Genomic DNA, 5,007 nt, shown 5'->3' with positions numbered 1-5,007 from the left:
ATATAAACCTAGATCTTTAAATATAGATAACTCATTTTCAAAATTTGTAAATTGGATAAATTCACAAGGTTTAAAACATCCCATTAAAGTTCCAAGAAATGTTATTGGTTTTGATTATGGATGGCAAGAATTCATTGAAAATCAAGAATGCACAACTAAAGAGGATATTGAAAAATATTATTATCGCATAGGTACGTACATCGCAATCTTTTATATTCTAGAAACAACAGATATGCATTATGAAAATATAATATCTGCAGGTGAACATCCTTTTATAATTGATCTAGAGACCTTATTTTCAAATAGAATCTTAGATAAAAATAATAGAGTCTACCCTCTAGAGGAATTAGCAAGTTCAGTTTTAGGATCCGGACTCTTACCCCATTCCAAGATATTCACATCAAGAATGGATCTTGATTTAAGTGGAATTTCTGGTGGAGCAAATCAAGAATCTAAAACCCTGACTGGATGGGCACTATGTGATGAGGATAATGATAATATTCATTTTGAAAAAACAAAATTCGTTACTCCGGAATTTTCACATTTAGTTAAATTTAAAGGGAATAATATAAATCCATTCCACTACTTAAAATTTATCGAACAAGGTTTTAAAGATTGTTATAACATATTATTAAGAAATAAAAAACACTCAATCGAAGTGGTTACTAATTTATTTACTGAATGTGAATGTCGTATTGTGCTAAGACCGACATATATCTATGATAGATTTTTGACTGGATCATATCACCCTAAATATTTAAGTAATGGAATCGATAGAGAAAAATTATTTGAAATGCTATGGAATATTGTAAAAACAGAGCCAAATTATAAAAAACTAGTAGAGTATGAAATACAAGATTTGTTAAACCATGATATTCCTTACTTTACATTTAAAGTTGGCGAAACAAGTATATTTAACAGCAATAGAATTGAAATACCTAACATGTTAGAACACTCTAGCCTACAAATAGTTAGAAAAAATATAAAAAGGCTAAATAATTCTGATATGGAAAAGCAAATCTCTTATATTAGATTATCATTAGAAGCAAAAGAACTTGAAAGCCTTTCTACACATACTGTTGAAAAGCTAGGTAGTTTCCAATCTACAAATAAATTATTTGAGAAACTCAATTCTTTAGAAATTGCTAAAAAAATAGGTGATAATTTATTAAAATCCGCTGTCTATGGTGAGGTAAATAACTATGCTACTTGGATAGGGATTGATAATGATGAAGAAGAAAATCGATTTTCACTCAAAATATTAGATCTCAATTTCTATAATGGGATTCTTGGTAATGCATTATTCCTTGCTGAACTATCAAAAGTTACAGGCGAACCTAAATATAAGGAATGTGCTAAAAAAGTAATTACTTATGTTTTAGAATCATTTGAATCTGCAGATGAGAGGTTATTGAATATAACAATATCCATGTATAGTGGAGTAGGTTCTATTATATATCCCCTATATTACTTAGCCTTACTTTGGAAGGATGAACAGCTTTTAAAATCAGCAAAAAAATATCTTAATCTACTAAAAAAGATGATAGATAATGACAAAAATGAAATTGATTTTTTAAATGGATATGCTGGAGTTATAACCTTCTGTTCTAATTTATATGAACTAACAAATGATGAAGACAGTTTAGAAATTATCAAAAGATGTGGCGAAAACTTAGCTAAAAAGTTATTGAATAATAGGGAAGAACTAACAAGCAATAAAATGTTGACAGGTTTAGCACATGGTTCTGCAGGAATAGCCCTTGCGCTTTCACATTTAAAATTATTAGATAAAAACTTCAAATATGCATCTTTACTAAATGATGTACTTAGTTATGAAGATTCAAATTTTGATAATTACTCTTTAAATTGGTTAGATTTACGAAATAATGTTGAAGAAAAAACTCAGTCTTATTATTGGTGTCATGGGGCACCTGGAATACTTCTTGCACGTTCAAAAATTAAGTCAAATCATACTTCTTTAAAAAGTAAAGTTGATTTAAAGAAAGTTGTTAGAAATATCATTGAAAATAAAATATTCCCGGAGGGTATTTGTCTCTGTCATGGGATATTTGGAAATATAGATATTTTAACAAGTATATCAAAATTAGATCCTACATTAATTTCACAAGATGAATTAAGAGAACTTGCTAACTACTATCTATCAAATCCTAAGGTTTATTCTATGTATGAGGGCATGGGTGATCGAGGTCTAACTGGTATAATGCTAGGTTTATCTGGTGTTGGATATGCACTATTAAGATTAACAGAACCTGAAATCCCTTCAATACTAACATTAGAATTACCTCAAAGTACGGTGAAATAATGGTGAAAAAAAAGGTACCATTTATAGAACAAATGAACCAAACAGAATGTGGCATAGCGTGCATTTCCATGATTTCAGCTTATTATGAGAATCATATTTCTTTATTTAAAATAAGAGAAGAAATCGGAAATGGCCGGGATGGAAATTCTTTGATGGAAATCTTGCATATTGCAAAACATTTAAACTTTGATGCTAGATGGGTCAAATGCAAGCCTACAGCATTAACATCTATCTCACTACCAGCTATTTTATACTGGGATAATAAACATTATGTTGTTATTGAGAAGATAAAAAATGATAAGTATTACATTTTAGATCCGTCTGATCGAAGAAAAAGTTTATCACAAAGCGAGTTTAACAAATACTTTACTGGCTATGTTCTTCAGTTAAAACCAAATAATAATTTTGAGAAGAATAAACCAGATAGCTTGTGGAAGCCCTATATAAAATTAATCCTTAAGAAACCAAAAATCCTTATTACATTTTTTATGTTAAGTTTAATGCTACAGCTATTTGCTTTGGTTACACCTACTTTAACACAAAAAATAATTGATGATATGTTATTGACTGATGGCCAAAATTTAGTATTTCTATTTTTGGAAGGAATTATAATTTCTTTAGGATTATATTTTATCTTTAACTTGCTAAGGAATGAAGTTTCTATACGCTTATATAGATTCATTGATTATGAACTTTCATGGGAATATTTTAGTCATCTATTAAAAGTTCCTTATAATTTTTTCCAAGTTAGACAATCAGGAGACTTATTATATCGTGCATCTATTTTACGTACAATTCGTCACATATTATCTAATCAGATTATGAAGGGACTCTTAGATATTCTATTAGTCATAGTTATATTCTTTTATATGCTTATAAAATCTCCATTTTTGACTTTTTGGCTAGTACTATTCTCTGTGGCATTATACATATTTATTTTAGCCATGAGACCTTTTATAACTGAGGCAAATAGTAATGAATTGTCAAGGGATACTGAAGTTTATTCTTATCAGTCAGAAACGATATTAGGTATTCTAGATGTGAAAATTTCGGGTTCGGAAAATAGTGCAGAAAATAAATGGAAAGATCTATATTCTGAGTTTATGAAAGCATTTATGAAAAAAGAGCGACTTGTAAATGTAATAAATTCATTTTCAGGTAGTCTAACTTATTTTATTCCTCTATTAATAATACTCATTGGTGCTAATAAAGTATTCAACGGATCAATTAGCATTGGTGAATTAATAGCCTTTCAAGGAATTGCTACTTATTTTATTGGTACAGTAAATTCGCTTATTTTTTCGATGGATTCTTTTTTTCAACTTAAAGTGTACTTAAGAAGGGTTCGAGATGTAATTGATACACCAACAGAAATGAATAGTGATATTAATTATAAAAAAATTGACCTACAAGGAAAAATCCAATTAAAAAATGTTTCATTTTCATACACGAAATTTTCCAAAAAAGTTTTAGACAATATTAATTTAAATATAGAACCTGGACAAAAGATTGCTATTATAGGACCTTCTGGTTCAGGAAAAAGTACTTTAGCAAAAATACTAGTTGGTTTGCATAATCCCACAGAAGGCGAAATCTCCTATGATGATATAGAGTTTAATATTTTAGATAAACCTTATCTCAGAAAACAAATGGGAATAGTAACTCAAAGTCCATTTTTATTCAATGCATCCATACTACATAATTTAAAATTAAATAATGAAAATTTAACCAAGGAACAAGTTGAACAAGCTGCTAAGGTAGCGCAAATTCATAATGAAATTATGGAAATGCCGATGAAATATGAAACTCTAATTTCTGAAATGGGACAAAATCTTTCTGGTGGACAAAAGCAACGAATTTCTATTGCGCGAGCCATCGTACATTCTCCTAAAATAATAGTTTTAGATGAGGCAACGAATTCTTTAGACAGTATAAATGAAAGCCGCATAGATAAGTATTTATCTGAAATGAACTGTACAAGAATAGTAATTGCACATAGGCTTGCTACTGTAAAAAATGCTGATCACATCATTATTTTAGAAGATGGAAAAATAGTGGACCAAGGGAATCATCAGCAACTTTTAAAACATAGTAAAATTTATCAAGAACTATTTAAAAGTAATGAAAATCTTGACTTGAAAGGAGGTGATAATTATGACGAAGGAATTAAAAGCATTGAAAAATCCATATTATAGACACCAAAATAATGTGAATGTTAATCTTCCAGTGGAGAACCCATTAAAAGAATTAAATGAAGATGAAATGAGCATGTTTGGTGGTGCTGCTGAACCGAGAACAATAGGATCATTTAATAGTGCAGATTATATAAAATTAAGTATCGGTTTAGGAAATAATGGTTATATCTGTACATATACTGTAGAATGTCAAAAAAATTGTAATTAGTTCTGATAAAAGAGAAAGGTTATTTAATCTTTCTCTTTTACTTTTTTGAGGAGGTATACATATGGAACTAGTAAATTTTTATAAAGCTTTGACAATAGAAGAAAGAGAAAATCTAAAATTTCATCCCCAAAAGCATGTAAATATAGATGATGCCTTATTCTTTTGGAAAGAGATTTTAAATGATAATAATGGAACAAAGATTAGAGAGATTTTAAATGAATTGTATAACATAAATGAAAAATCCCTCAATTTAATATTTGAACAGACCGATAATACTAATT

The 5,007-nt window shown here is 28.8% G+C and carries 4 protein-coding genes; all 4 read left to right on the top strand.

Annotation, left to right across the window (positions count from 1 at the left end; genetic code table 11):
• On the top strand, positions 1-2,323 hold a 2,323-nt coding region (locus DN403_RS28245), incomplete at its 5' end, for a type 2 lanthipeptide synthetase LanM family protein (RefSeq protein ID WP_149186003.1).
• A gap of 2 nt (positions 2,324-2,325) precedes the next feature.
• On the top strand, positions 2,326-4,518 hold the full coding sequence (locus DN403_RS28240) for a peptidase domain-containing ABC transporter (RefSeq protein ID WP_179958953.1): 2,193 nt from the start codon (positions 2,326-2,328) through the stop codon (positions 4,516-4,518).
• Positions 4,478-4,726, top strand: a complete 249-nt coding sequence (locus DN403_RS28235) for a plantaricin C family lantibiotic (RefSeq protein ID WP_098437849.1) — start codon at positions 4,478-4,480, stop codon at positions 4,724-4,726. The genes DN403_RS28240 and DN403_RS28235 overlap by 41 nt, the downstream gene beginning before the upstream one ends.
• 61 nt (positions 4,727-4,787) lie before the next feature.
• Positions 4,788-5,007 (top strand): hypothetical protein (locus DN403_RS28230; protein WP_149186001.1); only part of this gene is annotated, 220 nt, incomplete at its 3' end.

Source organism: Bacillus sp. AY2-1 (assembly GCF_008368965.1).
Lineage (GTDB): Bacteria > Bacillota > Bacilli > Bacillales > Bacillaceae_G > Bacillus_A > Bacillus_A thuringiensis_S.
Note: the sequence above shows the minus strand (reverse complement) of the source record. Positions and strands in the feature narration are given on the sequence as shown.